The organism is Variovorax sp. P1_H2, assembly GCF_056405295.1.
This window is the reverse complement of the sequence record NZ_JBFUCJ010000230.1, coordinates 1-3,899: the sequence shown is the minus strand read 5'-3', so window position 1 is coordinate 3,899 and position 3,899 is coordinate 1. Positions and strand designations below refer to the sequence as shown.

Here is a 3,899-nt window from a genome sequence, read left to right as displayed (position 1 = left end):
GGATCTGCGTTGCAGTGCAGCATAGGCCTCAATTGAGCCGCTGTCTCTATCCCATTTGATGAGGGCTGGCCAAAGGACCGGACTGTGTTTTCGCGCGGCCTTCGGTATCTCATTCCTGCCTGTACCAGAATGAACTCGACGGATCTACCGCCCTGAAGGATGGTGCGATGCTTCTAGCCTCAGAGAGCCATCGAAGTGCTGCTCGGCAACCGAGCGGACGCCGTCCGTCGCCAGCCGCAGGCCGGCGTCCGGGCCCACGCGGCCGCCGGCCTTGAGCATGCACCAGAAGGTCTGCTCGTAGTTCTCGCCGCTTCGCTAAAGCCGGTGCCCGCGTCGGCCTCAAGCAGGATGTCGGGCAACTGCTGCTCGCCGATCGCATCAAGGATGGCCTTGCCAGCGCGCTTGGGGACCACCTCGCAGTCCAGCGCCTCCAGGGCTGGTAAGTGCAAAGTTCCGTCGGCATCGATGCTGAGCTTGCCGTCGGACAGAGCGTCGGCAACGCTGGCCAAGCCGACGCGGATGTTCTCCAGCAATGGCTCCATAAAGGCGTCAGGCGAAGCGGTGTGACCCAGCGCCGCAATGTGGTGATGCCGATGCAGTTTCCATTCTTCAAGCGGGATCAGCATGCGGTCCCGGTCGCGGAAGCTCGCGCTGTGGGCCAGCCAGACGCTGCCGCCGCGCAGCGCCTTGCGCATCGACATCATGGTGCTGGCCTCGAAGGCTCTGAAGGCGCGCTGGCGATCCGGGTCGCCGACCAGGGCGCTCCAAGCGCTGCTGGTAGGAGGCTGCTGGTCGCCGACAGGCAAGCTCGTCGCCCTGCGCGCGCGCAGGGCGCGCAAGGCCTGCCATTGCCCGAACGCCAGATCGTTGGGCTGGCCCTCGAAGTCAAGCTCACACAGGCCGTCGGGCAGCGCCCGTACGCCGGCGTGTTCGTCGGTCAACAGGCGACGCGTCAGCGCAGCGGCGCTCAGGGGAGTCGGGTCAGCGTCATCGGGCAGGATCTGCTCGATGGCGGCCAGGCGCTGTTCGGGCGTCATGGCGACGTTCCTGAGGGCCTCCTTGATGGCGACCAGTCGGGCCCGGTAGTCGGCGGCGCTGCCGGCGCGTCTGGTCTGCACCTTGCCGGCCGCGCGGCGCACCAGGTCGTTGACTCCCCGCCCGGCCAGGAACAGCACGGTGTCGGTGAGTTCCAGCAAGGTCACACGCATAGAGCAGATGATCTCCAGCGTTTGCGTGCGGTCATTGCGCCGGCGCGATTCGGAAGGAGGGCGGTTGGCGATGGCCTGCGCGTAGGCCTGCTTGGCGCGCCAAGGGAATCGCGTCCAGGTTCCAGTCGGAGGTGCCCAGCTTCTTGAGGATCCGGACTTTGTCCAAATGAGAAAGGGACATTGTGCGCTGCACCAAAACAAGAAAGTCAAGACTTTGTTTTCCCCTTAAGCGGTGCATGACTCTGTGGATAACCGAGTGAGCATATCGCCGGAGCCGCATTCTGCTTGGCTTTCATTGCGGTGCTCATCGAACGAGCAGTCGCATCGTCGCCATCGACGGCAGYAAGTTGTTCGGCCTCACTCTCCACCATTAATGGCGTCTTTTCGTTGACCCTTGAGCGCGGCGAAGTGCCGGACATCGCGAGGATGAGGAGGTCGAAGCGGTCGAGCTTGGCCAACCTCGCCCGACAGGCGCAGGTCGCGGCGCGCGGCCCGCGGCCGCTGTACGAGTTCGCTTGTGCGGACGAACAGCACTTTGTATCCATGGTCGGGTCTCGTGATCGCTCTGGGGCCTCGCGAGGGGCCTCTCGCACCTTGAAGCACCGGGCCGAGTTCCACAGCTTCGCCCGGTACGCCAAACGCCGCGCGCGGGAGCGCGGCATGAAATTTCAGCCTGCGCGCCGTAGACCTCTGGCGCGTTGGTTGGGAGCAGGGCGGCGCTTGCTTCTGGACCGGCCGGCCGATCGACTTCGAGCACGGCCAAGCCAGGCACCGCTCAGGCCCTGGAGGCGCCGCTCGAGGCCGACCGTTCGCGACTCGAGACGTAGAGACTATTTCACGTTGAAGCGTTTGCGCGCTTCGGCGATCAAGAGCTGCAGCAGGTCGCTGATCTCTTCACTTGCCGCCCGCGGCCCGGGGAAGAACGTCAGTTCCGACCAGTTGACCCCTTCGGCGTCCGGTTGGGCCAGCTTGTACCTGACTGACACCCTGGTGCCCTCACAGTCCTCTCGCTTCACGATCTGGTCGGTGAACCAGGCTCCCAGCTCTTCCATGGTGAGCAACTGTCTATCGGTCATTCGATCGCTCCGTTTGGCGTCACTTCATTCGTATGGCTCGGCTCGGATAACGTCCCCAACAGTGTCGTCGGGCACCGCTCAAGATGCGTGGGATCCGACGAGGATGCCGCCGTGCTGGAAGATGCCGGCTACGGGTCGCGCACGTTCAATCCTCGTCGACGTCCCCGAGAAGCGCCTCCTCCTCTTCGGCCGACAGGCAGTAGGTGAACGCGGTTCCGTTGGTGTAGCGCACGACCAGGTCGATGTCCTGGGTCTTCTCCTCGCCGAACTCCATCAGGCAATCGGCGAACGCAATGCTTTGGCGCTGAATACCTTCCAGAATCCTCTCGTTGGGCCGCTGGGTCTTGATGCCGCGGCTGCGGATAGTAGATGCAGAGAGGATCTCCTTGAGGTGGTGAATCCCGGTTTGGTTCTTGAAGTGAATCGTCAGGTCGACCTCGGACACCAGGCCGCAGCCCAGGATCTTGACGGCTGCGATCAGTTCGATGAATTGGTCCTGTACCAAGCTCAAGAGGCGACCGGACGGCGGCTGGAGCCTGGGATCAATCTTCTTTGGGGCTGTCGGATTCTTCATGCGCGGCTTTCAGAAGAAGTCGTGAATGGGGTGGATCTGGTGGGCGTCTGGTGCTCAGACAAGGTTGCTTGATGGGGCGCCAATTTGCAGTTGGCAGGCGCCCTCGAGACCATGGATCAATTATCCGATCGGGGGGCTTCGGGATCGGTTTCGCCCTGCGGACAACCCGGTTACCGATCGTTGGTGTTTTGCATTACGGAACGCTGGTCGAGGTCGAGTGGCCGCTCGTCGACCAGCATCGGTGGATAGTCGGCGGGCCACATCCACTGGGTGCTGCGTGAAAGCACCGAGGCGAGGGCGGTGAACCCCAGGAGCTACGGCGACCGTTCCGCGGTCGACGTCAATGCGAGGGTCGAAATCAACGCTTCGGAACTCGACGCGCGCATCGCCGAGTTGCTGCGAAAGGCCGCAGGCGGGCGTTGAGGTTAGTCAGTCAGGTGCCGCGGAAGGCGCTTTCGAAACGGTCTCGCACAAGCTGTCCCGCGGCGGATTGGTCATGGTGATCGGCCACCGGCGGCTGCGGCGTCACAAGGAGTTCGAGACCTCCGCGCTCGAATGCTTTAGCGACCCGCAGGAAGCGCGGAACGGTCCCACCCTGTGCAGGGGCCATAGCACCGGCGAAACGGGCTCTTGAACCCGTCTTGGGCGTGCTCAAGCGCCGTCCTGGTGCCACCAGCAAAAGCAGGGCAGGGCGCCTCGATCAGTGACGAGGCATTGAAGCGCGTGCGCACTGACCACTTGTCTGACCACTACGTTGCCCATGCACATAACGAGGAAGAGGCGCCGCTGTTTGCAGCGGACATCAAACGCAAGGCCCGTCAGGGGCGCTGGAGCTAGCGGGCACCTCGCAAGGACGCTGACGGGCGCGGCTCTTGCGAGTCGACGTCATCCCTTCCATGGAGAGTGCCCATGAAACCCGTCTCCGAACTCCTCAAGCGCCGCAACTCTGCCCCCTGGCGGATCGATCCGAACGCCACCGTGCTGGAGGCGCTCCAACTCCTGTCCGACTACGAGGTCGGAGCACTCATGGTGGTCGAGGAC

At 63.5% G+C, this 3,899-nt stretch carries 5 protein-coding genes; 1 reads left to right on the top strand and 4 read right to left on the bottom strand.

The features are described from left to right. Positions 1–179: 179 nt before the first annotated feature. The 4 genes from AC1D2E_RS35060 to AC1D2E_RS35045 all read right to left on the bottom strand — a co-directional run bounded on the left by AC1D2E_RS35060 (position 180) and on the right by AC1D2E_RS35045 (position 2,858). Positions 180–1,196 carry a hypothetical protein gene (locus AC1D2E_RS35060; RefSeq protein WP_478201671.1) on the bottom strand — a complete coding sequence of 339 codons (1,017 nt, stop codon included), beginning with the start codon at positions 1,194–1,196 and terminating at the stop codon, positions 180–182. Between the two features lie 218 nt (positions 1,197–1,414). Continuing rightward, positions 1,415–1,666, bottom strand: coding sequence for a hypothetical protein (locus AC1D2E_RS35055; RefSeq protein WP_478201670.1), 252 nt, complete (start codon positions 1,664–1,666; stop codon positions 1,415–1,417). Positions 1,667–2,038: 372 nt separating this feature from the next. Then, positions 2,039–2,284 carry a hypothetical protein gene (locus AC1D2E_RS35050; protein ID WP_478201669.1) on the bottom strand — a complete coding sequence of 82 codons (246 nt, stop codon included), beginning with the start codon at positions 2,282–2,284 and terminating at the stop codon, positions 2,039–2,041. Positions 2,285–2,429: 145 nt separating this feature from the next. After that, complete coding sequence (locus AC1D2E_RS35045; protein ID WP_478201668.1) at positions 2,430–2,858, bottom strand: hypothetical protein; 429 nt, start codon at positions 2,856–2,858, stop codon at positions 2,430–2,432. 300 nt (positions 2,859–3,158) lie between these two features. Here AC1D2E_RS35045 and AC1D2E_RS35040 point away from each other — a divergent pair, with 300 nt between their 5' ends. Beyond that, positions 3,159–3,281, top strand: coding sequence for a hypothetical protein (locus AC1D2E_RS35040; RefSeq protein WP_478201667.1), 123 nt, complete (start codon positions 3,159–3,161; stop codon positions 3,279–3,281). The last annotated feature ends 618 nt before the right edge of the window (positions 3,282–3,899 follow it).

Coding starts and splice junctions, on each gene's coding strand:
- AC1D2E_RS35045 (WP_478201668.1), bottom strand. CDS start 2,858: ATGAAGAATCCGACAGCCCCAAAGAAGATTGATCCCAGGCTCCAGCCG.
- AC1D2E_RS35050 (WP_478201669.1), bottom strand. CDS start 2,284: ATGACCGATAGACAGTTGCTCACCATGGAAGAGCTGGGAGCCTGGTTC.